General features: G+C 57.7%; 20 protein-coding genes. 10 read left to right on the top strand and 10 right to left on the bottom strand.

Features of this window, described 5'->3' with window-relative positions; genetic code table 11:
• The first annotated feature begins 20 nt into the window (after positions 1 to 20).
• A complete protein-coding gene (locus ATY80_RS05730) occupies positions 21 to 281 on the top strand; it encodes a DUF4242 domain-containing protein (RefSeq protein WP_088691522.1) in 261 nt (86 codons plus the stop codon).
• Positions 282 to 544: 263 nt separating this feature from the next.
• Here ATY80_RS05730 and ATY80_RS05725 read toward each other — a convergent pair whose 3' ends face one another.
• From ATY80_RS05725 to ATY80_RS05705, 5 genes are all read right to left on the bottom strand, one after another.
• Positions 545 to 2680: a beta-galactosidase gene (locus tag ATY80_RS05725; RefSeq protein WP_088691521.1), complete on the bottom strand. Its 2136-nt coding sequence runs from the start codon at positions 2678 to 2680 to the stop codon at positions 545 to 547.
• Between the two features lie 15 nt (positions 2681 to 2695).
• A complete protein-coding gene (locus ATY80_RS05720; RefSeq protein WP_088691520.1) occupies positions 2696 to 3832 on the bottom strand; it encodes an ABC transporter ATP-binding protein in 1137 nt (378 codons plus the stop codon).
• Between the two features lie 23 nt (positions 3833 to 3855).
• A complete protein-coding gene (locus ATY80_RS05715; RefSeq protein WP_088691519.1) occupies positions 3856 to 4707 on the bottom strand; it encodes a carbohydrate ABC transporter permease in 852 nt (283 codons plus the stop codon).
• Positions 4707 to 5591 (bottom strand): sugar ABC transporter permease, encoded by an 885-nt coding sequence (locus tag ATY80_RS05710; protein WP_088691518.1) that lies wholly within the window; start codon positions 5589 to 5591, stop codon positions 4707 to 4709. The genes ATY80_RS05715 and ATY80_RS05710 overlap by 1 nt, the downstream gene beginning before the upstream one ends.
• Before the next feature lie 128 nt (positions 5592 to 5719).
• Positions 5720 to 6994, bottom strand: coding sequence for an ABC transporter substrate-binding protein (locus ATY80_RS05705; protein ID WP_088691690.1), 1275 nt, complete (start codon positions 6992 to 6994; stop codon positions 5720 to 5722).
• Positions 6995 to 7200: 206 nt separating this feature from the next.
• Here ATY80_RS05705 and ATY80_RS05700 point away from each other — a divergent pair, with 206 nt between their 5' ends.
• Positions 7201 to 8355, top strand: a complete 1155-nt coding sequence (locus ATY80_RS05700; protein WP_088691517.1) for an ROK family transcriptional regulator — start codon at positions 7201 to 7203, stop codon at positions 8353 to 8355.
• Between the two features lie 27 nt (positions 8356 to 8382).
• Here ATY80_RS05700 and ATY80_RS05695 read toward each other — a convergent pair whose 3' ends face one another.
• Positions 8383 to 10377 (bottom strand): glycosyltransferase, encoded by a 1995-nt coding sequence (locus ATY80_RS05695; protein WP_088691516.1) that lies wholly within the window; start codon positions 10375 to 10377, stop codon positions 8383 to 8385.
• Positions 10359 to 11588: an HlyD family efflux transporter periplasmic adaptor subunit gene (locus ATY80_RS05690; RefSeq protein WP_088691515.1), complete on the bottom strand. Its 1230-nt coding sequence runs from the start codon at positions 11586 to 11588 to the stop codon at positions 10359 to 10361. The genes ATY80_RS05695 and ATY80_RS05690 overlap by 19 nt, the downstream gene beginning before the upstream one ends.
• 603 nt (positions 11589 to 12191) lie before the next feature.
• Here ATY80_RS05690 and ATY80_RS05685 point away from each other — a divergent pair.
• The 4 genes from ATY80_RS05685 (at position 12192) to ATY80_RS28530 (ending at position 16669) form a co-directional block, all read left to right on the top strand.
• Positions 12192 to 13307, top strand: a complete 1116-nt coding sequence (locus ATY80_RS05685) for an acyltransferase (protein ID WP_088691514.1) — start codon at positions 12192 to 12194, stop codon at positions 13305 to 13307.
• Positions 13308 to 13354: 47 nt separating this feature from the next.
• Positions 13355 to 14458, top strand: a complete 1104-nt coding sequence (locus tag ATY80_RS05680) for a glycosyltransferase family 2 protein (protein WP_088691513.1) — start codon at positions 13355 to 13357, stop codon at positions 14456 to 14458.
• Positions 14459 to 14522: 64 nt separating this feature from the next.
• Positions 14523 to 16307 (top strand): ABC transporter ATP-binding protein, encoded by a 1785-nt coding sequence (locus ATY80_RS05675; protein ID WP_088691689.1) that lies wholly within the window; start codon positions 14523 to 14525, stop codon positions 16305 to 16307.
• Between the two features lie 176 nt (positions 16308 to 16483).
• Complete coding sequence (locus ATY80_RS28530) at positions 16484 to 16669, top strand: hypothetical protein (protein ID WP_141105538.1); 186 nt, start codon at positions 16484 to 16486, stop codon at positions 16667 to 16669.
• Between the two features lie 7 nt (positions 16670 to 16676).
• Here the strand turns inward: ATY80_RS28530 and ATY80_RS05665 are convergent, their stop codons facing one another.
• Entirely contained in the window at positions 16677 to 17312 is a 636-nt protein-coding gene (locus ATY80_RS05665; protein WP_088691511.1) for a UdgX family uracil-DNA binding protein, read from the bottom strand.
• Positions 17313 to 17641: 329 nt separating this feature from the next.
• Here ATY80_RS05665 and ATY80_RS05660 point away from each other — a divergent pair, with 329 nt between their 5' ends.
• The 3 genes from ATY80_RS05660 (at position 17642) to ATY80_RS05650 (ending at position 19763) form a co-directional block, all read left to right on the top strand.
• On the top strand, positions 17642 to 18169 hold the full coding sequence (locus tag ATY80_RS05660; protein ID WP_088691510.1) for a hypothetical protein: 528 nt from the start codon (positions 17642 to 17644) through the stop codon (positions 18167 to 18169).
• 79 nt (positions 18170 to 18248) lie between these two features.
• Entirely contained in the window at positions 18249 to 18410 is a 162-nt protein-coding gene (locus ATY80_RS05655; protein WP_028827869.1) for a DUF1328 domain-containing protein, read from the top strand.
• A gap of 660 nt (positions 18411 to 19070) precedes the next feature.
• Entirely contained in the window at positions 19071 to 19763 is a 693-nt protein-coding gene (locus ATY80_RS05650) for a class I SAM-dependent methyltransferase (RefSeq protein WP_088691509.1), read from the top strand.
• A gap of 180 nt (positions 19764 to 19943) precedes the next feature.
• Here ATY80_RS05650 and ATY80_RS29460 read toward each other — a convergent pair whose 3' ends face one another.
• Positions 19944 to 20111, bottom strand: coding sequence for an exopolysaccharide production repressor protein (locus ATY80_RS29460; protein ID WP_245306774.1), 168 nt, complete (start codon positions 20109 to 20111; stop codon positions 19944 to 19946).
• 558 nt (positions 20112 to 20669) lie between these two features.
• Here ATY80_RS29460 and ATY80_RS05640 point away from each other — a divergent pair.
• The gene (locus ATY80_RS05640) at positions 20670 to 22100 is read left to right on the top strand and encodes a hypothetical protein (RefSeq protein WP_088691507.1); all 1431 of its coding nucleotides are present in this window, start codon (positions 20670 to 20672) and stop codon (positions 22098 to 22100) included.
• A gap of 451 nt (positions 22101 to 22551) precedes the next feature.
• Here the strand turns inward: ATY80_RS05640 and ATY80_RS05635 are convergent, their stop codons facing one another.
• Complete coding sequence (locus tag ATY80_RS05635) at positions 22552 to 23364, bottom strand: alpha/beta hydrolase (protein WP_088691506.1); 813 nt, start codon at positions 23362 to 23364, stop codon at positions 22552 to 22554.
• Between the last annotated feature and the right edge of the window lie 212 nt (positions 23365 to 23576).

Raw genomic sequence — 23576 nt, 5'->3', positions numbered from 1 at the left:
GGTGGGAAGAGGGTCTCGTCATGCCACGCTACATCATTGAAAGAAATTTTGCCGAACAACTCGAATTGTCGAAAGACGGAGTCGAGGAAATCAACCTGATCAACGACCAGGAAGGCGTGAAGTGGATTTTTTCTTTCCTCAGCGCGGACAGGAAAAAGACTTACTGCCTTTACGAGGCGCCCAATCCTGAAGCCATTCGCGCTGCAGCGCGCAGGAACAATGTTCCCGCGGACGTGATCATTGAAGTTAGCGAGGAGATCGGTCCCAATATGTTCGCGTAACCCTGGTCGGCCAGGCGTAGTCCTGGTGCGAAAACACCTGCCCGACGTGCCAACGCCAATGGCACGGAACAATGCAGTCGGCCGATAAATCGACTTTCGGGGCCGACAGGCGACCTGGACCGCAATCGGAACGTACGCAAATGGCCGATGATCGCATTTGGCCGAGGCGACAAGGCTCGCGGCACGCGTGTGCGACGAGCCCGCAGAGGATCGCGTGGCGGACAGGTTGTTGTCAGCCGATCGCGACGATGGACCGGAACACTTCAGTATCTGATCACGGCGCACCCATAGGGTCCGAGCTCCAGACCTGAGCGTATGTCTTCGCCCGTCAAAAGGTCTGTCCCCGAAGGCAGCGACGTTATGGTGACGGGCGCTTCCCCGGTATTGATGACAAACATCAGCATGCGGTCTTTACCCTCCCGGACAGACACTTCCACCGTGGGAGGAAGATTGGCGACCAGGGGCGCAATCCCGGCCCGGGAAAACAGCTGATCGGCCAGCCCGTCGACGAGCCAAGGTGTCAGATATGTTCCCATATAGACGGCGTGGCCGGCGCCAAAGCTGCGGCTTGTGATCATCGCCCGTCCAGTTGCAAAGCGGCTCGTCCATTTGCCGAGGACCTCGACGTCGGAATCGGCATCGAGGATTTCATAAAGATGCGCCGCCTCGTGCTCGCGGTTGCCAAGTACGAAGCTGTAGCGACGGTCGGCGGAACTGGATTGAAGCTGCGTTGCTGGATTGTGCATGCCGTATTCAGTCGCCTGTAGTCCAAAAAGGCCACCCGCGCCGGGTTCCACCACGCGACCGAACTCCTCGACCCGCACCCCGCACAACTTCGAAAGCGTGATACCGGGAGCCTGGACCGTTGGAATGTGATTATTGACGTCGCGCGTCCCGGTCATGGCGCCGAAGACAACCGTCCCGCCATGCTTCACAAATTCCTCGACCTTGGCGTCCCACTGTGGCTTCCACATCACCCAATGGGGAACGTAGAGGAGCTTGATCTTCGAGAGATCGTCTTGCGGGTGGATGAAACCGCAAGCGATGCCGTTGGCATAGCAATAGCGATGCAGATGGACGGCATCTTCCATCGGGCTCGGAAGCCCGATCGGATATGTCTTGTAGGCTTCCTGATTGTCGAAGTCGGCTCCGGCGATACCCACGTCCATGCGAACCGTCGTGCCGGAAAGGTCGCTCTTGATCTTGGCGATGTCGGAGGCGAACTCGGCTGCCTCCTGATATCTGCGGCGCGGCACGTCGTCATGATCGATGATGCCCATCCAATAGATTTCCGCGCCGTAATGTGCCGGACGCCATCTGAAGAACATCAGGCCGTCGGCGCCGCGCGCGACCGAACTCATTGCCATGCGCCGCATCTCGCCGGGTTCCGGTGTCATCGTCGAAAAACCCGGCTGGCTGCCGAAGCCCGAGGCCTGTTCAGGCACGATGAAGTTGCCGCTGAAGGCCCTGCAGACGTCGAGGTGCAAGGCTTGCGTGGCGGCGTGGCCGCCCGTGCGACGCATCTCATCGTAAAGCATCGGGTAGATATCAAAACCGAGGAAGTCGAGATCCTGCCCAAACTGGCCACGGAAGTCGATGTCCTCGAGACGCCCGAGATTGTGGAAGATGAACCAGTCCGGATTTGCGGCCCGCAGGATTTCGACTTGATCATGCTGGAATGCCGCGGTCGCCTGCGCCAGGAAACGATGGTAGTCCTGGACGTGGCCCGGAGCGGGAAAACCCGGATTGTTCTGCCGAGGTGCAGTGATCTGGCCGAAATTGTCATAGGCTGTCGCCCAGAAATTTCCGCCCCAGGCGAAGTTCAACGAGGCAATGTCCCGGTACGTGTCGTGGAGGTAGCGCCGGAACTCGCGTTCGCTCGCCTCCGAATAGGACGTCGAGACTGTCGTATTCAGCTCGTTGTCGGTCTGCCAGCCGATAATATGCGGATTGTCGCGGTAGTGATCGGCAAGCGCCTTGGTGATCCGCTTGCTATGGGTACGAAAGACGGGGCTGTTGGTGTCGGCGTGCTGGCGCGAGCCATGCGTGGCAACGCGTCCGTTATGATCGACGCGCAGCACCTCGGGATAGGTCGACGTCAGCCAGCGCGGCGGCGTCGCCGTCGGCGTGCAGAAGACCGTCTTGATGCCATGCGCGCCGAGAACGTCGATTGCCCTGTCAAACAGCGTAAAATCGAACGTGCCTTCACGCGGCTCCAGGATGTGCCAGGCGAACTCGCCGAGGCGCACGGTATTGAAGCCGGCAGCCGCCATTCGCTCGGCGTCGCGCTGCCAATAGCGTTCGTCTACGTGCTCGGGATAATGCGGCGCGCCGATCAGGAATTCGTCAATATTGAGGGTACGCCAGACCGACAGCGGCGCTGGTGGTATGCGCTTCATTTGATATGTCCTTGCTCAGATTTTCGCAAAAGGTTTGGGAAGAGAGACGGTGCGACCATCGGTGGCGAAGAGATAGGCGTCACGCTGGTCGAAGCCGACAGAAACGCGCGTTCCGAGCACGAACGGCCGGATATCGCCGATCTGAACGGTGAACACGCCCGTTCCGCTATCCGATCCCGTGGTGACGAGTTCTCCGGCCTCGGCATAGACGATCGTCTCGCGGCCGAGATATTCCGTCAGGCGGATATCAGCCGGAAATGTCAGCGCCGTGGTCATATCGTTTATGCGCAGCTTTTCCGGGCGAATGCCGATGGTCACGGCATCGCCTGCGCTTACGGGTTCGATCAGCGCCTCGAAGTCGACGGTTAGTCCCCCGGCGCAGACGACCTTGGCCGAATGTGCGTCGGCGGCTGCGACCTGGCCTGCGACGAAATTCATCCGCGGCGCGCCGAGGAAGCCTGCGACGAACAGATTGACCGGATTATCATAGAGTTCGAGCGGCGCACCCACCTGTTCGATCTGGCCCCGGTTGAGGACAACGATGCGGCTCGCCATCGTCATTGCTTCGACCTGGTCGTGGGTGACGTAGATCATCGTCGAGCCCAGCTGCGCATGCAGCGTGGAAAGTTCGACACGCATCTGCGTTCTGAGGGCTGCGTCGAGGTTGGATAGCGGCTCATCGAACAGAAAGACGTCAGGCGATCGGGTAATTGCGCGACCGATGGCCACACGTTGCCTCTGTCCGCCGGAAAGCTGCTTGGGTTTTTTCTCAAGCTGTTCCTCGAGCCGCAAGATTTGGGCAGCGCGCCCCACCGCCGCGTCGATCTCCTTTTTCGGGCGTCCCGCCATGCGCAGGCCAAACCCCATGTTGTCCTTGACCGTCATGTGCGGATAAAGCGCATAGGACTGGAAGACCATGGCAATGCCGCGATCACCCGGTTCCAGCCTGGTCACCTCGCGCCCCTTGATCAGAAGCTTGCCCGATGTCACCGTCTCAAGCCCGGCGATCGTCTTGAGAAGGGTGGACTTGCCGCAGCCCGACGGCCCCACCATGACGACGAATTCGCCTTCGTCGATTGCAAGGTCGATGTTCTTCAGCGCATGGAAGCCTCCATAGTGCTTCTCGACGCCCTTGATTTCCACACTGCTCATTTGACATGTTCCTTGGATTTTTCTCAGCCCTTGACGGCGCCGACCGTCAGGCCGGCGATGAAGTGGCGTTGCATGAGGAAAAACATGGCGACGGGTGGGATTGCGACCATGATCGTTGCGGCCGCAACGAGGTTCCAGGAGGACACCCATTCGCCTCTTAGGTTGTTAAGACCGGCCGTCACCGGCTTGACCGCTTCGCTCTGGGTGAGCACGATCGCCCAGAAGTAGTCATTCCAGACGAACGTAAAGGTGAGAATTGCCAGTGCCGCCAGCGCTGGACGCACGAGTGGAACCACGACATGAACCAGTGTCTGCAACGCAGATGCACCCTCGGCACGCGCTGCCTGGAACAATTCGTCGGGCAGGGCGGCGATGAAGTTGCGCATGAACAGTGTCGCAAATCCGGTCTGGAACGCGATGTGGAAGATGATGAGGGCATAGTAGGTGTCGTACAACCCCAGTCCCACCATGAGGTCGCGAACCGGGATCATCATGATTTGAGCCGGAAGGAAGTTGCCGCCGACGAAGAGTGCAAAGATCAGTTGCGCAGACCTGAACCTGTAGCGGGAAAGGACGAAGCCGGTCATGGTGGAGAGGACGAGCACGCCAAATACCGACGGGACGGTGATAAGCAGGCTGTTTGCGAAATAGCGCGCCATGGCGGTCTGGGTAAAAACAGCCGTGTAGTTTTCAACGAAGTTGAACGTTTTCGGCCAACCCCAATAGTTGCCCGCCATAACCTCGTCGAAAGAGCGCAAGGAGGTTGCCATGACCGCAAGCAAGGGAACGAGCCAAAGGATGAGAACCAGGCCAACAAGACTGATATAAAGGCCGCGCTTCAGCGGTGCATCGTCGGCGATTGGACGGGGATACATCAGGCGCCCTCCTGTTCCGGTTTCAAAAGGGTGTGCAGGTACCAGGCGATAAACGCGGCCATGATCACGAAAAGAACCGTGGCGATCGCCGCGCCATAGCCGAACCGGTACGAAAAGATCGATTGTTCGTACATCTGGTATGCGAGGACCTGTGATGAGCCAAATGGCCCGCCCGACGTCATGACGGCCACCATGTCGAACGATCGAAGAGCGCCGATCACGGTGACTGCCAACGCAATGAAGCTGACCTCGCGCAACTGCGGCAGGATGATGTGCCGGAGCATGGCGAGCCCCCGCGCACCATCGACGCGGCCCGCACCGATCAGATCCTCACTGAGGTTGTTCAGTCCGGCGAGAAAGAGCACGAGACAGAAGGCGATCTGCGGCCAGAGTGCTGCGAATACCACCGCAAAGGTTACGAGGTTCTCGTTCGACAATAGGGCCGGCGCGGTGGCACCAAATGCCGAAAAGGCGAGCGCCATGAGACCGAACGTCGGATCGTAGAACCAGGTGAAGACAACGCCGACCGTCACGGAGGCAAGCACCAGCGGTACGAAGAACAATGACTTGAGGACCCTCATGCCGGCGAGCGGCTGATTGAGCAGCAGCGCCAACGCCAGACCGATCGGCGGGGCAAGCATGAAGACTGCGAGCCAAATGAGATTGTTCTTCAGCGAGACGTAGAACTGGGGGTCGCCCACAAGCTCAGAGTAGTTGGACAGGCCGACCCACGTCTTGACGCCCACGCCGTCCCAGTCGAAGAACGATATCCAGACGGTCTCGAGCGAGGCCATGATGATGACGATGCCGAACAGGACCGCTCCAGGCATCAGGAACAATGCTGGAGCGATCCAACTCCGGTTTTGTCGCCAGAAAACTGACATCTTCGTTACTCTAGTCCTTTGGGGTAAAGATCGCCGGCCATCGCTTTTTTCGACGGAGACCGGCCTTTCAGGCACGGTCCCCGCCAGAAGCGGCGCGCAAGGGAGGAGACGCGTCGCAGTCAGCGTGGCTACGATTTGAAGATGCGCTTGCGCGTCGCTTCGAGGCGCTGAAGGATCTGGTCGCGGCGCTCCGGTTTGACCATGAACTCCTGGAAGCCTTTCAGGCCCTCCTGCGCCATATCCGGATCCGTGTCGCGATCGTAATATTGCGCCGACCCTGCGACAGTCTTCAGGGACTGGACTGCCGCATTGACGAGCGGATCGTTGCTCGGCGGGCAGTCGTTGCGCGGAGGTACGCCGCTTTCGGCCTCGACGAAGGCGCCAAGATTTTCCGGTTTGTAGAAATAGGCCAGGAAGTCACGAGCGCCCTGCTTGTTCTTTGCCTTCGCAGGCACGTGGACGGAATTTACCGAAAAATCCTCGTATCGGGCCAGGCCCGGAGCAATCTCGGGGAAAGGGGCGTAGCCGATCTGGCTCACCTGGTCGGCCGAAAACCCGTATTTGATGAAGCCGCCCAAGTCCATCATGGCTGCTTTCTTCTGGGCGAGCGCTGCGGCGGCCTGCTCCCAGCCCGAAGAGGTATGGTTCGGGCTGAACATGCCTGCCTTGATCATCTCCTCCCACTTGTCGAAGACGGGCTTTAGAGCCGGGTCGGTGTAGGCCATCTTGCCATCCATGAGCTCGAGGTGCTTGTCGAGGCCGTTGATGCGCAGGTTCATGTGATCGAACCACCCCGCCGCTGGCCACATCTCCTTCGTACCCATGCTGACGGGGACCATTCCCGCTGATTTGGCACTCTCACCAAGCGCCATGAGTTCGTCCAAGGTCTTGGGTGGCGTCCAGCCCTTTTCGGCAAATACGTCCGTCCGGTAGAACATGCCCCACAAAAGACCTGCAAGCGGTAGACCGTACTGCTTTTTATCCACAGTGACGGCGCCGGCGGTCTGTCCGAGCGCTTTTTGGTAACCTTCCTTCTCAAACAGGTCCGAGATGTCGTCGAACAGTCCGCGTTTGACAAAAGCCTTCATGCGATTGCCAGAGAACCAAAAGCAGACATCTGGCGCGCCGACGACGAGATAGCTGCGGATCGCCGTCTTGTGGGCCTCGTGGTCCATGTTGTTGATGGTGACCTTGGTGCCGCTCTCCTTGGAAAAGGCCTCGGCAATCTTTTGAAGGACCCCACGCTGTCCGGCATCGCCAATGTTGGAGATGATCGTGACTTCATTGGATTGAGCAATGGCGGGCGCGCTCAAAGCCGCTCCTGCCAGCATTGTGCCAGCGCCAATGATGAACTGGCGGCGTGATGGTGCCGCGAATGTGAGCTGTGACGTCAAATCCTTCATAAATGTCTCCTCCAGACAAAGCTTCGCCTCGATTGCGCGAAGGTTTTCCCGCGCAATCGTCTCTGTTTCCCACTTGGTTGTTATTGCCGCCGCGCAAGCATCGAATTGTCGACCCGCGGCGCACTCCTCAATTGCCAACGCGGGCAACCTAGCTTAGTTTCAACAGCCGGACAATATTTATTTTAACAAAAAAAATAAAGGTAACCATGAAGATCAACGCCACGATGTCGCGGGCGCTAAACCGCCGAATGGTCCTGAACCATCTCCGCCGCGAGGGTCCGATGTCGCGCGCCGACATCACCGCTCTGACCGGCCTCAGTCCCGCCGCTGTTACCTTTGTCGTTGCCGAACTGATGGACGAGGCGCTGGTTCATGAGCGAGAAGCTGTCGCCAATATCAAGGGGCGACCTTCGACGCCGATCGACATCAATTACGGTTCACGGCTGGCATTCGGGTTCAAGCTCAACAGGGACAGGATCAACTGCGTCCTGACCGATCTGGCGACGACGGTGCTTGCCTCGGCCGACGTGCCCATTTCGGATACGTCGCCAGCCGGAATCACCACGGCGATCGTCAGCAACATGCCCATTCTTCTTGAGATGGCCGGCAGGGCCGAGACGGAGGTGATGGGGATTGGCGTTTCCATCCCGGGTGAAATCGATCCGGTGAGAGGCATGTGTATCCAGAGCCCACGCTTCGGATGGCAATCACTCCCATTCGCCGAGCTTTTGGGGGAGCAGGTCAAAGTCCCCGTATGGATCGACGACGACGTCAACGCCTTCGGTATCGCCCAAAGGCTTTTCGGGGCAGGAAGGGAGCATCAGAACTTCGCGGCGCTTGCGATCGGGGCGGGCATTGGATGCTCTCTCATCATCGGAGGCGAGATATATCATGGCGGCAGGAGCGCGGCTGGAAAGCTTGGACACATAATCTCAGTTGAGAACGGAAGGCGATGTGAGTGTGGACGGCGCGGCTGTCTCATGGCGCATGCGGCAGAACCTTACATGCTTGATGAATGGGAGCGCCTGTCCGGGGCGCCGATTTCGCGCGACGGCTTCGTCGAGGCAGCGACCAGCAATTCAAAACTGGCGATCTCCATCCTTCGTGATGCGGGTTCGCGCGTCGGACGACATCTGGCCGACGTCGTCAACATGTTCGATCCCGATGTCATCATCGTTGGAGGCGAGGCGGTGCAGTTTGGAGAGCTGCTATTGGGCCCGATCCGGGAAAACATGGAACGGTTTTCTTTCTTTTCCAAGCCTGCATTGATTGCGGACTGGGTGTCGAATTCCTGGCCACGGGGAGCGGCCGCATTGGCAACCCAGAACATATTCGACTTTCAGCGAGCCCCGAGTGGCTGATCCGGCTGTCGTTGCCGGTCCTTGCCACTACAACCCACGCGTTCGCCCGAAGGTCCGCAAGAAAAGATTAAGCGATACGGCCACCTTGTCGATATCGGCCACGTCCTGTGAATAGCGGCCGGTATAGAGCTTTACGATCAGTTTGTCGCGCGCTGGCCCGTCCAGGTCGAAATGGAGATGCAGGTAATAGCCCTGCTTGTCGCCGGTGCGGCTTATGCTTCTGCGCCGCTGGGTGACCTGTCTTAGTTCGGCGTTGAAAGGTTCGAAGCCGTCGAGTGACAGTGTCACCGTTTTCGATTGGAACAGGGTTCCTTCAGGTACGGTCACGACCGCCTTGTCCAACGCAAGACTGACGACACGACCGAACATACCGTCCACTTTTGCCGGCTCGTCAAGCTTGAAGGCGTGGAACAATCGTCGGGGCTTTTCGAAGCAGATCAGGGAGGCAATGGCGAGCACGACAATGTTGATGCCCGACCAGCAAGCGGCAACGGGCGAGAACTCCCCCGTGATGTGAGCGGTCTCCGGCACGACGTTGACGAGCAAACCGAGTGCCGTGATCGCGCTCAAGCTGGCAATCCAGGCGAAGGTATACCTGTCGAATCCACCGGCTTCGTTGCCGCTACCCTTGGGGGTGACCCTAAATGGCTTGCCGAACGGACGCACCAGGCTCGAAATGACGGTCGGCAGCATGCGAAACGTGGCGAAGGCACCGACCGCGCTTGAGATCAACGGCAGGTATCGTGTCGGCGTTATCCAGAGCATCAGGAGAAAATAGGCGGTCAGCAGCGGCACCTGGTGGGACACGTAGTCGGCGGCACTGGTGAAATAGAGCGGCAGCACGCCGAACCATAGATAAATAATCGGCACGACCAATATGGTGAAGCGGACCAGATATTGCACCAGCCACGACACCGGCAGGAACATGACCCGCTGAAAGAGTGACAAGCCCGGTCCGCGCAATGGGCCGTTGGGCAGATAAAGCGTCTGGATGCCGCCCTGGCACCACCGCTCGCGCTGCACGAAATAGCCGGCCAGATTCTCCGCCGCCAACCCCATCGACAGCCGCTCGTTCAAATAGCGTGTCTTGTAGCCCCGGTTCAGCATGGCAAGCGTGGTCAACAGGTCTTCCGTGATGGACTCGGTGGGAAAGCCGCCGATTGCATCGATTGCCTTGCGTCGCGCGATCGAACACGATCCGCAACAGAAGCTGACGTCCCAGACGTCTCTGCTTGGCGCGATTTCGTCAAAGAACAATCGCTGCTCATCCGGCCAGATATTTTCCAGGCCGAGGTTTGTCTGGACCGGATCGGTATTGAAGAAATGCTGCGGCGTTTGGACGATGCCAATGCTCTCATCGGAAAAGAAAGGGAGCGTCCGGCGAAGGAAATGCCGGTAAGGCACGAAGTCTGCATCAAAGATTGCAACAAAGTCGCCCGAGCTCACCTTCAGCCCATTGTTCATGTTGCCAGCTTTTGCATGGGCATTGTCGGGTCGCGTCACGTGGATTGCACCCCTTGCTTCGCAATAGGCTTTCAGCCAATCCCGACGTTGATCATCGAGAACAAGAACCTTCAGCTTGTGGGCCGGATAATCAAGCGATAGTGCACCGATGATGGTTCTTTCCAGGACATCGAGGGGCTCGTTATAGGTCGGAATGAAAATGTCGACCGTTGGAAGCTCGTCTTCGTTGCAGTCGAAGAAGGCTTGCGCGAGCCTGTCCGCCTCGGCGCTGCGATCGACGCTTCGGCTCATCAAGATCAGAAACAGCACGACCTCGAAAACGGCCAGAATTTCGACAGCGAACAGGAACCAGACCCAATAAAAACCTGGACCATCATTCGGAAAGGGAAGGACGGTTTCAACCAATCGCCACACCATATAGCGCAGTGCCACCGCGGCCACGAAAAGGCACGTGATCGTCCGCGCCCAGGTGTGCGAGCGCGACCAATTGAAAGGCCCGAGAAGAAAGAAGGCAAGGACAAGAAAGGTCGGCGCCAGCGCTACGAGATGCTGAACCACAGGCTTTCAATCCATTTTTTGAAACCGACATCGTGCTTGGACAGGCGCACCTGCACCGAACGCCCAACCTGGCAGAAATTCGCAAAGTCGGTATTGAGGGTGGAAGGAGCCAGGCTGAGGCGAATACGAGCGCTGCGCGCCGTCGTCACGGGCTGGTTGGCCGCAAAGGCGTCTTTCTCGATAATGGCCGAGCTGCCTCGTACCGACAGGACTGCGGCCTTGAAGGCATCGCCGCGCCCGAAAAGTCTCACTTCGGCGGTCCGACCAACGTAGATTTCGTCATAATCGCCCTCTGGCACGAGAATATCCACGAACAATTCGCGGCAATCGAGGACGCGCATCAGCTCGTTGTTCAAAAGAACGTTCGAGCCATTCACGATGTTGCTGCTCCATACGACGCCATCGAATGATGCCGAAACGGTTGCCGATGCCAGGCTGTCGACGCGGCTGCGTTCTTCGGCGATCTGCTTTTCGACTTCGATTGCGCGTGTTTCGTTTTCTGCAATGCGCGTGTTGAGATCGTTGATCCGAACGAGCACTTCGTCCTCGCGCTGCCGGGAATAGGGGACATCGTTTTGTCCGTCGCCGATAAAGATGCCCTGCCGGACAGCATCAAGCTTCTGTTGCAGCTGTTCTACGGTCAGGTTGCTGATTTCGACTTCCCCACCCGTGGCCGCTCCGGCCGCTCGGGCCGATTCGACGAGCTTTTTCGTCAAGATACCCTTCTGCTCGAGGGTCAGCCGCCGATCGAGATCGACCTGGGCGACAAGATCCTGTGCCTGGGAAACCTCGACCCTCTTGCGCAGAATTTCGACTTCGCGCTCCAGATTGGCGACCGACGTGTTCTTGTAGACATCCAATCGCGTCGACAGTTGCTGGCGAAGCGCATTGAGCTCGTCGCGCTCGCGTTTGAGCGCCGCAGCGCGATCAAGCGCCGCATTGTGCTCGGCCTGAAGCGAAGCGAGCGTTGCTCGGTTGACACGCGCATTGACGATCCTCAGGAGCGGCTGTCCTTCGGCGACCGGACTGCCCACCCTGGCTGGCGCTTCTGCAACCGCGCCGTCGATTGGCGCATTTATAGCGACAAAGCGTGCGTTGACCGTTCCGTCAAGACTGGTGACCCCTGTCAGGCCAGGCAAGAAAACGATGACGGCAAGCACGAGCAGCACGAGCCCGATCGTGATGCGGATTAGGCGATGGTTCCATATCATTTTGGTATCGGACCTCGGCAACGACGAAAAGGGACCAATCAATCTCGCTTCAACGCTATCAGCTGTCAGTTAGGACGGGCAAGATTTCCGACAAGGGATGGTAGTATTTTTGCTCTCTGCTACTGACCGGGCGATGGGAGACTGGGTGGCTCGGCGGCAGCCGGCGACGAAAACAGGTGCCGATGAAACGGGCTGGAATCTTGCTTCCACAAAAAATTTCGTTGGCTGCGAGGGTTTTCCAGATACGCATAAGCCAGGGCAACCTTCATTGCCTGCCAGCAAGCGACCTGCAGGCCGTGAACCCTTGGAGCGCTTGCGATTGGAGCGGTGCACTCTGCATCTAACAAGGGGCCCGATAGTTCAGACACATGTCAGCTGTCCTTAGATCGGACGGGAGAATATCTGACCTGCGCTTTCGGACTAAAGTCCGACCACGGACAGCGGGTCACAGTTTGGCCCGATTCCGTCCGAATTTTCATCCCCGCGTCGACACTTCAGTCCGTCTCGTCCGGGATGGAACAATCAGCAGCAGGAAACGGGCTGCAGGAATGCCATCGGGACATGCTCTTGCAAGGAGTTGTGTCTCAAAGGCTGAGGGGATCCATGTCTCATTTACGCGACCGGCAACTGGACGGACTTCGCACTGTCGCCGTTTCAATGGTCCTGTATCACCATTTCTTCGCCGTCGAAGGGTCGGTTCTGGGGCATCTCGGCGTCCGTTTGTTCTTCGTCTTGAGCGGCTTTCTGATCACCCGGCTTCTCTTGGATGCGCGTTCTGCCGCGCACTATCAGCCGGGCGCTGCGCTCAAAGCGTTTTACCTTCGCCGTGCACTGCGCATATTCCCGCCCTATTTTGCGATGTTAGGCTTCATCTGGTTTGTCAATCTCGAAGGAACACGCGGCAGTCTCAAGTGGCACGCGCTCTATCTCTCGAACTACTGGTATGCCCTTCGCAACGAGTGGACGCCTTGGCTCTTGTGTCACACCTGGAGCCTGAGCATCGAGGAACAGTTCTATATCGCCTGGCCGCTGGTCATTCTCTTGGCTCCGCGCCGGCTGATTGCACCGATTTGCGTTGCCGTCATAGCAGTTTCGCTGGCCTATCGCTTCTGTTGGCCACTTACAGGCACAGCATCTGTTGCGCGGGACCTTCTTCCGCCGGCTTCGCTCGATGCGCTCGTTGCCGGCTCCCTTCTCGCCGTCCATCGACGAAGAACGGAGCGGTGGCCGGTGTGGATCGGACTGAGCGTGGTTCCTTTGACAGTCGCCTCCATTGTCGTTCTTTGGTTGAAGTCGTTACTGATGACACCATGGCTGGAGTGGCTAACCTGGATTGGTGCGGAGGTTTTGCCGCTCGTTCCACTGGTCGTGCTGGTCGGATGTTGTTCCTCTGGCATGCGCGGACCACTCGGCCGCGTCCTGGAACGCCCGGCGATGACCGCCGTCGGACGGATGAGCTACGGCGTCTACCTCTTTCATCCACTTGTCTTGTCGCTGGTTGTTAAGGCTCAGACCCTGATCCCGGTCAACGTCTCGCAGCAGGGCCCCGGTCGCTTTGTGGTCGCGACCGCGGCGACATTGGTCCTGGCCTCGATTTCCTGGCTGACGTTCGAGAAGCCGCTCAACCAATTCAAACGACACTTTCCCTATGTCGGCCCTCCAAAGGCCACCCACGCCAGCGTCGATCCCGCAAAGCAGGGCCAAGGAGCGCAAATATGAGCCTTCAGCCAAGTTGTGCCAAGCGCGATCAAGGTGGGAGTTGAACGATGTCTCTTCCGCTGATTTCTGTCGTGTTGCCGGTCTATAATGGCGCGCCTCACCTTGCCGCAGCGCTCGAGAGCGTTCTGCGTCAGGATTATGGACACTTCGAAGTCATCGCGCTTGACGACGGGTCGACCGATGGTTCGCTAGACATCCTCCAGCGATATCGCAATGCCGATGACCGCATCCGTGTCGTCACGCGGGAAAATCGTGGACTGATCGCCACTTTGAACGAGGGCATCGCCTTGGCCAACGGTGATCTTGTGGCCAGAATGGATGCGGACGACATTTCCTACCCATCCCGTTTCTCCAAGCAGGTCGCGCTCTTTGCAAGGCAGCCCGACCTCGCAATGAGCGGTACGGGCATCGACCAGCTCATCGGAAATCGGGTGGTCCGCGGTCAGCCAAATCCAATCTATCAGACCGGCGATTGGCGCATATTGTCGATGTTCTTCACCATCTTCCTGCACTCGACGGTGATGTATAACCGCAATGTCATTTCGGATGACATGCTTGTCTATGACGCAGGCTATCTTCATGCCGAAGACTTCGATCTCTTCGGACGCATTGCGCGACAGTTCAAAGTGGCGATGATCGATGAGAGCCTGGTCGCCTATCGCATTCACAGCCAAAGTGTCTCAAGCCGGCACAAGCGGCAAATGCGCCAAACCCACCTGAAGATCGTTGCCGAAAATCTCGAACGACAATCTCTTTGCGACGATCCTGGGGCCCTTCACGCCATTGGTGTGGCAGTCACCCCTGAGACCGTGCGCCGTGCTGCCAATTGCATTCTCGCAATCGAAGGAAAAATCGCCGAACAGCCAGGCCGTGCGGCCTTGAGCTATGCGCACGGCACCTTGTGTTTCTTCTATTTTCTGTATCAGCTCGTCATCGACGCGCAGCAACCAGAGCTGACACATGCCTTTCTGACGCTGACTGGAAAGTGGCGGCTCATCCGGCGTCGGGAGCGGTACGGCCTTCGTTCTCATGCTTATGCACCGTGGCTGTGCCGTTTTTCTGCCGGTGCGACCCGACACATGGATCTCATGGCGCGTTACTACCAGTCGGTCCCAGCCAGAAGCGTAGAGCCGCTTCAGGGCCTTGCGTGATGGCGAGGCGGACGGCGAAATCGCGCGCTCACGCGCCCTTTCACTCGTTGAGGTCACAATCGCCATGCTAGACTTCCTTGCATTGAGTTTTAGGCTATTGCAACAGGCGCTTGGCCGGCGGGCAGGTTTGCTGGCGGTCGTCGTCATTTTGGGACTGAGCACAGCTGTCCTCGAAGGGACTGGCATCGGGCTCATTATCCCGATGCTCGGCATTATCGCGGGCGAGGGGGAACCGTCGGGACTGGCCGGCCTCTCGGCGGTCTTCCAGCAGGTGGGTGCGGGGTTGGATGACCGGACACGGCTGATTGCGATCGCGCTCGCGATCCTCGGATTGATCACGCTCAAGAATGTGCTGGCGTTCGCCAATGCCGTGCTTACCAATTTGATCTATGGCCGGGCCGGTCATGCCATGCGAAGTTCTCTTGCCAACCAGCTTTTAACGATCGGCTTCCCGTTCTTCCTCCAGGAAAGCCCCGGGCGGCTGCTCAATATCATCTCCAATGAATCCTGGCGGGCGTCGGACGCAATCCAGACGACTCTCGCGACGATCGTAAATGCATCGGCCGTGATCATTTTGCTTGCCTTTCTCCTGCTTCTTTCATGGCAGATGACACTTGCCGTTGCTGTCGGGCTCGTATTGATCCAGGCTCTCCACGCGCTGTTGTCAGCCAGCCTCAAGGCTCCGAGCCGCAATGTCACGTCGTTCAACAGTGAGCTCGCTGCCAGGATGCTTCATCTCGTGCATGCCGGGCGGCTCGTGCGTGCCTTTGGACAGGAACAGCGCGAGAAGGCGATCTTCGATTCTTGCTCGGATGCGGTCAGAAAGGCGGGCTTCATCCTGCAATCGCGCCAGGCTTTATTGCCGCCGCTGACGGAGGTCCTGCATTCAGGTCTGTTTTTGACCGTCGTCGTCAGCGCCTGGCTCTGGGGGGTGAGTTTTCCGGTTATCGTGGCTTTCGTCGTGTTGCTTTATCGCCTGCAACCGCATGTGCGTGCACTGCAAATGGCATGGAGTGCCGTACAAGGCTGGAGCGGCTCCTTGGAAGAGGTCAGATGGCTCTTGGATTCATCGGATAAGCCGAAGTCTCCCGAGGGCGAACATCCGGTTCAGGGGCTTCGTCATGAGATCAAATTTGAGGGTGTGACATTCAAATATCCGGGCTCGGGCTTGCGACCCGTCGTGCTGCGCGCTGCGACTTTCGATATCCGCAAAGGCCGTTCGACGGCAATTGTCGGGCGATCGGGAGCTGGAAAAACGACGATCGTCAATCTCCTTTGCCGATTTGTCGAGCCTGATGATGGCACCATCCTGGCTGACGGCATTCCGCTCAATCAGATCGATCCGAACCAGTGGCGACGACAGATTGCACTCGCCAGCCAGGATCTTGAATTGATCGATGGGACTATCCTGGACAATATTACCTATGGCCACCGCGCTTCGCTGGATGAGGCCAAGAACGCAGCCAAGCTGGCCGAGGCGCACGAGTTCATCGACAGCCTGCCTGACGGATACGACACCGTCGTCGGCTACAGGGGAGCCACGGTTTCGGCTGGCCAGCGACAACGTATCGCGCTTGCAAGGGCGCTTGTGCGCGATCCCGAAATTCTCATTCTGGACGAGGCGACGAACGCCATGGATGGACTGTCCGAGGCGGCGATCGTCGAAACCTTGAAATCAAGAGCCGGTCGGCGCACGACAATTGTCATCAGCCATCACCGCAGCACCATCTCGTTCTGCGACGAAGTCGTCATCCTTCATGGCGGCCGCGTCAAGAACCAGGCGCCCTTTGCCGAGGTCGCGACGTTGAGCATGGACCAGCTCTATGAGCCTGACAGGCTTTCGTCCTGAACTGGTCGTCCCGGTTGGTCCTTGATGACGGTCTGCCAAAGCAGGCCTGGAGCGGGCTTGCGGTCGAAGCGGCATTCCGGCATCGCTGCCAGGTGCGATGGCTCGATAACTCGTTCGCCCCCCGCGATGCCGCGTCGGCGGTCACAAGGGCCATTGGTTCGCCTTGCCGGCTGGGAATGTTTCATATTGCCAAGGATATCGAAGATGGGCGCCTGGTCGAGGTCCTGTCGGAATACAACGGAGGCGACCTCGAAGAGATAAACGTCGTCTACAGCAATCGCCGGTACATGCCTGCAAGAACCCGCGTCTTCATTGATTACCTGGTCGAGAAATTGCAGTCTGGGTTGAAGCTTGATGAGTAGGACGGCGCTAACGATCGACAAAAGCAGCCGCGGATTTCAAGTCATCGACAAAGCGGGCGATTTCTTTCTGTCCGTCTGGCTGTTTGAGCATTCGCAGCAGCGCGGACGGATGCATGGTGATGAAAACCGCAAGGCCGGCAGATGAGCGCAGTACCACACCTCGATCGCGGCTGACCTTGGCTTTAGGCCCAAGCAGGGCATAGGCTGCGGTGGCACCCAGGGCCACGACCAGCTTTGGCCGGATTAGGCGTAGTTCTGCCGCAAGCCACCATGCGCAAATCTCGACTTCACCCCTGCTGGGCTTGGCATGGATGCGACGTTTGCCCCGCGGCTCAAACTTGAAGTGTTTGACGGCATTCGTGAGGTAACACTTAGCGCGCTCGATACCGGCTTCCTCGAAGCAGCGATCAAGAAGCTTTCCGGCCGGGCCGACGAACGGCCGTCCGGCAAGATCTTCCTTGTCGCCAGGCTGCTCGCCAACGAATACGAGGTCGGCTGTTTTCGGACCTTCGCCAAAGACAGTCTGCGTCGCGTTTTTATAGAGATCGCACCGGGTACAACCGGCTGCCCGATTGCGGACCTCCTCGAGGTGTGTTGCAGGTGCTGCCTCCTGCACCAGAGCCGGGCCTAGGAGTTCCGGCATATGTGAATTCTCCTTCCGTCGAGCCGAATGCCAATCAAGCAAGACAAAGCATTCTTTGAGTTCCGGCTCTGAAAGGCATGCCACAGTGACATCGCCTCCTTGCAGGTTTGAAAACAACCGAAACAGTCAATTCGTTCCAGAAGTCGGCACCAGTCTCGCAGTGCATCGACGATGGTCCTGAATGCCGGTTATGTCGCCAAGGGGCCGGTTGGCGTCTACTGTGCCATGGAAGGCTCGCGGAGGATCGCAAGCCACCGCGGAAATAGTGGCTGGCGCCACGTTCGTGCCGGAATTCTGTTGTTGGTACGTCCTCAACAAAAGGGCGCGACATGGAATTCATCAATCGTTTCGTTGATCAACCGATGCTTCAGGGGGCATCGCGACTTCTCCAGATCTGGCACGAGCGGAGCCGTCGCTCTCCCGAGGAACTTGCGCCCGTTTGGAACCTGTTCGTGATCTCGTGCCTGTTTGCGCTGAATTGGTGGTTTCTCCCCGGATCTCGCGGTTTGCTTGCTGCGGGCGCGTTGGTGATGCTCTCGTTTCCCCATGCATGGAAAGTTCTGACGAGACAGGAGCGTGGGGACTATGACGCGGGTGCATATCGTGCCATGGCCGCTCTGGCGATCAGGAAGCGGGAAACAGAGTGGGCGGTGCGGCTATTGGTGCTCATGATCTCCGCCTGTCTACCGATGCTTGCCCGAGGCGGAGATCACGACGGGGAATTATTCGTCATCGGAGCTGGCCTTTGGTTCGTTCTGACCGCCCCTGCGAATGCGTATCTGGCAGCGGCCGAACCTCCAAAGCCCTGGGACGGAGACAAGATATTCATGCGCCGAGGCCTTGTGACGGCTGCCTGACAGGGCGTGCCGCGCACGGCTCCTCGGAACCAATCGCCTGCCGCTCCGTTTTCTTTTGGTCACAATGACGGAGGTGGAAATGCTTTACTATGCACTCGTTTTCCTGGTGGTTGCACTGATTGCCGGCGTGCTCGGTTTCGGTGGCGTCGCCGGAGCATCGGCATCGATCGCCCAGGTCCTATTCTTTATTTTCCTGGTTCTCTTTGTCGTCTCCCTCGTTATGCGTGTCATGAGGCGCTGAGACTGCGAGCTTAAATCCTCGTGATCTTTCCAGCCAACGGACGTTAAACGTCCGGAGGCTGCAGGGTGAGCGTTTGGCATGCTAGTGGCCGATCGATTTTTCGTCACCTGCCCCGACGTGAGGGCGACCGATCCCTCTAATTTATCAGGTGGCGCGGCTAGCGGAGGAACCGTCGCATCAATGTCGATCTTTAGCGTCGGACGATCTCTCAAGCTATGCCTCGATAACGAGGTCTGAACGCACATCAGTCGGACTGCATCGCGACTTAGGAACCGACATTCGCTACGTCGAGGGCCAAGTTTCTTTGCCACGCGGCTTGATTGCGAAGACGCTTGACTGCCCATGAAGTCGCGCGGGCGGAAGTCCAAAATTGGGGTGAAGTCCGCTCTGCAATTGCGGAATAGCTCTATACTCCACGTTATTTGAGCAATGAGAATATAGTTCAACGGCCGCCAGCGCCGAGCAAATATATATGTTTTATGTCACTTAATATTGCTAGACGAGCCGGGTCGTGATTGTTATGTTGCTATGCACAATCGAGAGCAAGAACCAGAAGATGCGTCGCGCTCCGATAGATGTTGACTTCAAGTTTGTGGCCTCTTTCCGTGTCGTCCGGTCAGAATCGGCGACACTGGCGAAAGTTTTGTGGGGAGCGTTTCGTTGGAAGACATCTACATCTCTAATCAGTACGCCGAACTCAATCCCACATGGCATGAGGAGGATTCTCCCTGGAAGGCCGAGCAGATCGCGAAAATCATCGACAAGAACCGCCTGGAGTTTTCCAGCCTCTGCGAGGTGGGTTGCGGCACGGGCGAGATATTGCTCAACCTGGCGCGCACCTATCCCAATGCTAAATTTGACGGATATGAGGTGGCTCCTCATGCCTACCAGAGGGCCAGGCTGAAGACGACAAGCAACGTCTCATTCCGCTTGCAGGATATTCTCAAGGCGCCTGATGTCCACTATGACGTCCTCGTCATTGCGGACGTCATAGAGCATGTCGAGGATTACATTACCTTCATCAAGGGATTGCGGACACTTGCTCGCTACAAGATCTTCCATATCCCGCTTGACCTTTCAGTTCAGTCGGTCCTGCGAGGGTGGCCGATTACGACTTTGCGCAAGAATGTCGGCCACTTGCACTATTTCTTCAAGGATACTGCCCTCGCCACCCTTACCGATTGCGGCTACACCGTCGTCGATTATGCCTATACGGCAAGCCGGATCGAATTGCCGAACCAGGCATTCAGCAGCAGGGTGATGAGCCTGCCGCGGAAGCTGTTGTTTCCACTGAGCCCTGACCTCGCAGTGAGGGTCTTAGGGGGGTACTCGCTGCTTGTGTTGGCGGAGTAAGGGTTTGGCGCATGGGGGACGACGATCACGTCAAAGATCGTACCGTGTTCGAAAGGCCGGGCTCGATCATTGAGGTGATGGAGTGGGCACAAGCCTGTTCGTATCGTCCCCTCGGAAAGGATACTCGAAGCCGATGCGCACGCGTCGGCACGACGAACCCCTTAGTGGTCCCCACAAACCTCACCGCGCCCGCCGTGATTTCGCCTCGCGCCAGACAAGGAACAGGACGCCGCCGACATAGCCTACCTGCATCAGAACGATACAAATAACGCTATAGTATAATGAAGTTATGATGCTCTTATAGTGAAACAGGCAAAGGATAAAGAATACGAATGTCGCAAAGAGCATCCGTATATAGATACCGGGCGCACGCATTAATTCGCCAAAACGCTTCATAAGTAGTTCCCCGCCTTTTCGCTTGAGGTTCACACGACGGTTGATATTTTGCAAGTGCGAACGCAAATCGCGAGATCCAAGTATTCGTCACAGCCAAACGGCTAACATCGGAGTTGCGTGCAGCTTCGTGAATGTTTTCCGGCAACTTGAAAGCAAAGATGCTAAAGATAGCAGTTGGATGGGCGATTATTGATGACTTGTTCTAGAAAAGCGTGTTCGGCCCGCCAGCCGTCGAAGAGGTGACGCTTTTTAAGTGCTTCGAGCAACGCTATGCTGCAGCGCAGCGTAATAGTATTTCGATCGCTGCAAAAGAATACCAACTGACTCGACGGTGTTTGTCCGATGAAATTATCGGGAGGGATCATTGCCACAGCTAAGCAATCGTCTTGATGATCCTGAAGATAAACCGCCACCAGGTCCAATAAAGCGAGACCGAAAAGGCTCCGCAGTTTTAACGACTGAAAAAACGGCGGCCGATTGCGGTGTCAAGCGCGAGGGCAGGACGCCGACATGGTAGAACCCATCGGGATGTTCACCCTTCTTTTGGGGTTCTATTGTTTGACGCGCGGATATCCCGTCACCGTGCCCTTCTTCATTGTGTTGACCCTTCTTGGATCTGCAGCGGCACTGAGCTTCGGTGGGTCAAGCGTTCCGCCGGCACATCTGTTCCTGTTGTTTCTCACGCTCGCGGTCCTGCGCACCCGCGAACTTCCGGCTGTCGCAGTGAAAACCCTCCGCTTTGGCCGGCCGGCGTTCTGGTTTGCATGCCTTGTGGTCTATGGCGCCATCTCGGCCTATTTTTTACCGAGGCTCTTTGCCGGAATGAGCTACATCATACCCCTTGGCGCCTCTGAATACCCCTCGACCGGCGGCACCGTGCCTCTCGGACCAGTATCGAGCAATCTGACCCAAACGATATACCTTGCAGCGGATCTCTTGTGTTTCATGACAATCACCGCTGTTTGCTCGACGCACTCTGGTTTTCGAGCAACCCTTGATGGGCTGATCGCCTATGCTGCGGTCAACGTGATGTTTGCCGCATTGGATTTGGCAACCAGTGCAACCGGGACTGAGTGGCTTTTGCAGTTCGTGCGCAATGCGCAGTACACGTTTCACGACAGCGACACCGTCAACGGAATGAAGCGGATCGTTGGATCCTGGCCGGAAGCGTCAGCTTTTGCAGGAATGACGCTTGGTGCTTTCGGCTTTACCGGGAGCCTGTGGATTTGCGGACGCCGGACCGGCTGGAGCGGACCGCTCGCGCTTTGTTCGTTTGCCCTGATCCTCCTGTCGACGTCATCGACTGGATTGATTGCCGCGCCGCTCTGCCTGCTCCTTCTTTATCTCACCGCTGTTTTGCGGTGCGGCGTCGAGCCGCTTGGCCAGCGAAGCACGGCCGTCGTTCTTCTGGCTCCTCCGATCATGCTGGCGCTTTTTCTTCTCGTCCTGATCCAGGACGGCCTTTTTCGGGCGCTTTATGACTACGTCGATCTGCTGGTGCTGAGCAAATCGACCTCCAGTTCAGCAGTGGAGCGCGGGTCGTGGAACGCAGCGGCACTGCAAAATTTCATCGATACCATTGGCCTTGGCGTCGGATTGGGCACTGCGCGCACGTCGAGCTTCCCGCTTGCAGTGCTGTCAAATGTTGGCGTTCCGGGCGCCGTCCTGTTCATGTTGTTTGCGATTACCGCCTTGAGACCGCGCCTATCTTCCCGCACGTTCGAATCGGACGTCAGGCTTGCCGGGTTGAACGGCTGCCTGGCTCTTTTGATTGGATCCCTGGTGGCTGGACCGACCGTGGATCTGGGGCTTCTATTTTTCGTCCTGGCTGGCCTTTGTGCAAGCCGGCCTCTTGCGAAGACAAGCGAGGTTCCGCTGCTGCCCTTGCGTGGTGCACCTTTCAAGGAGGTTGCCAATGCGCGTCTTTCGACGGATCAGTAAATCGGGCAGAGATTACTGCGTCAGAGTATCTGTTCCAGAGAACGAATGGGCGCGGCTCGTCAAATAGCCGGAATGCCGGTGGAGGCATTTGTTCAGATGGGCCGGCGCACTGCGCTGGCGTATTGGGCAAAACCACTGACTGACCAGGTGGTGCGAGCGTTCAGGGAAGAATGATAAAAACAATCGCCGTTAGGAAATCTACTTTTGGATTGAACTAAGCCGCGGACCGGCTCCGTCTCCGAACGCCGCCGCGGGATTTTGGAAATTCCAGCCACGAAAGGCTTTAGCCGCAGCGAGCGCAGCGTTTGCGCAGGCATGCGACCACGCAAGGATATTGCGAGATAATGTCCGTTCTTATGATAGCGTGGTTACGGCCAGCACTGTCTCGCCACGTGCGGGGTGAAATTCGTCGCCCCGATGTTACCGAAACCGCTCCCCTCGGTGACGAGATTTAAGACACGTTTCCTTTCAGCGCCTCCACAAAACCGATCACGTCACCAACCATGCTATCGCTGAAGATATCGTTATGACCCGCACTGTCATAGATCAACATCCGCTTGGGCTCGGGTGCGATGCGGTACAATGCCTCCCCTGAGGAAAGCGGGATGCTATCGTCAAGCCGGCCGTGGAGGAACAACTTCGGTTGTCTTACTTTTCCGATGTTGAGGTCGGAGCGAAACGGGTCCTTGAGAAGAACCTCGACCGGGAGGAACGGATAATGTGTCTGCGCAACCGACAGAACCGACAGGTACGGAGACACAAGAATGACGCCAGCGGCCGGCCTCTTCCCGGCCGTGTTCACAGCAACTCCAGTGCCAAGTGACCGGCCCAGCACAACGATCTTGCTTCTGGTGCGTGCCGAAAGCCAGTCGAACGCGGCGATGCCATCTGTCTGCAGCCCCTGCTCGCTGGGTGAGCCGGTCGATCCGGGATAGCCGCGATAAGAAATCACCAGCAATCCAATGCTTCGCGTGGCCAGCGCCTGTGCAAGAAACTCGTAGTTGTTGACGCGGTCACCGTTTCCGAAAAAGAGGAGAACGCAGGGCTTGTCGTCATCGCCCTGGCTGTACAGTCCCTGAAGCGTCTCTCCATCGGGCGTCTTGATGTGGATCGTCTGGCCCCAACTCGCGTGCTCCGCAATAGGTGTGGCGCCGGCTCCGGGGTAAAGCAAGGCTCGCTGAGAAAGATAGACCAGACCGACAAGCGCCATGTAGGCGATGAGCGCCATCAGCGGCAAGATCAGCAAGTACCTTGTAGCGCTCACGACAGAATGTACCCGCGGATTTGGCGATGCCCAGAATTCTTTGCAGCTAAATGTGGCCCGTTGCGGCGTGGTGTGCCCAGCCTGCTAGGCCGTAAACTCATAAATTCTCTTGGCGTATTGCGTTCCGCGTGATTCAAGGCTTCCGAATTAGGAGCTATGATGACCCGCCGCCGCTACGAACTCACGGACCACGAATGGTCAATTATTTCGCC

The organism is Rhizobium sp. R711 (assembly GCF_002211365.1).
Taxonomy (GTDB): domain Bacteria; phylum Pseudomonadota; class Alphaproteobacteria; order Rhizobiales; family Rhizobiaceae; genus Rhizobium.
This window is presented reverse-complemented; position numbering and strand designations above follow the sequence as displayed.

What these genes read in the sequence shown, in the direction of transcription:
- ATY80_RS05730 (WP_088691522.1), top strand. Translation starts at nt 21, where the DNA reads ATGCCACGCTACATCATTGAAAGAAATTTTGCCGAACAACTCGAATTG.
- ATY80_RS05725 (WP_088691521.1), bottom strand. Translation starts at nt 2,680, where the DNA reads ATGAAGCGCATACCACCAGCGCCGCTGTCGGTCTGGCGTACCCTCAAT.
- ATY80_RS05720 (WP_088691520.1), bottom strand. Translation starts at nt 3,832, where the DNA reads ATGAGCAGTGTGGAAATCAAGGGCGTCGAGAAGCACTATGGAGGCTTC.
- ATY80_RS05715 (WP_088691519.1), bottom strand. Translation starts at nt 4,707, where the DNA reads ATGTATCCCCGTCCAATCGCCGACGATGCACCGCTGAAGCGCGGCCTT.
- ATY80_RS05710 (WP_088691518.1), bottom strand. Translation starts at nt 5,591, where the DNA reads ATGTCAGTTTTCTGGCGACAAAACCGGAGTTGGATCGCTCCAGCATTG.
- ATY80_RS05705 (WP_088691690.1), bottom strand. Translation starts at nt 6,994, where the DNA reads ATGAAGGATTTGACGTCACAGCTCACATTCGCGGCACCATCACGCCGC.
- ATY80_RS05700 (WP_088691517.1), top strand. Translation starts at nt 7,201, where the DNA reads ATGAAGATCAACGCCACGATGTCGCGGGCGCTAAACCGCCGAATGGTC.
- ATY80_RS05690 (WP_088691515.1), bottom strand. Translation starts at nt 11,588, where the DNA reads ATGATATGGAACCATCGCCTAATCCGCATCACGATCGGGCTCGTGCTG.
- ATY80_RS05685 (WP_088691514.1), top strand. Translation starts at nt 12,192, where the DNA reads ATGTCTCATTTACGCGACCGGCAACTGGACGGACTTCGCACTGTCGCC.
- ATY80_RS05680 (WP_088691513.1), top strand. Translation starts at nt 13,355, where the DNA reads ATGTCTCTTCCGCTGATTTCTGTCGTGTTGCCGGTCTATAATGGCGCG.
- ATY80_RS05675 (WP_088691689.1), top strand. Translation starts at nt 14,523, where the DNA reads ATGCTAGACTTCCTTGCATTGAGTTTTAGGCTATTGCAACAGGCGCTT.
- ATY80_RS28530 (WP_141105538.1), top strand. Translation starts at nt 16,484, where the DNA reads ATGTTTCATATTGCCAAGGATATCGAAGATGGGCGCCTGGTCGAGGTC.
- ATY80_RS05665 (WP_088691511.1), bottom strand. Translation starts at nt 17,312, where the DNA reads ATGCCGGAACTCCTAGGCCCGGCTCTGGTGCAGGAGGCAGCACCTGCA.
- ATY80_RS05660 (WP_088691510.1), top strand. Translation starts at nt 17,642, where the DNA reads ATGGAATTCATCAATCGTTTCGTTGATCAACCGATGCTTCAGGGGGCA.
- ATY80_RS05655 (WP_028827869.1), top strand. Translation starts at nt 18,249, where the DNA reads ATGCTTTACTATGCACTCGTTTTCCTGGTGGTTGCACTGATTGCCGGC.
- ATY80_RS29460 (WP_245306774.1), bottom strand. Translation starts at nt 20,111, where the DNA reads ATGCTCTTTGCGACATTCGTATTCTTTATCCTTTGCCTGTTTCACTAT.
- ATY80_RS05640 (WP_088691507.1), top strand. Translation starts at nt 20,670, where the DNA reads ATGGTAGAACCCATCGGGATGTTCACCCTTCTTTTGGGGTTCTATTGT.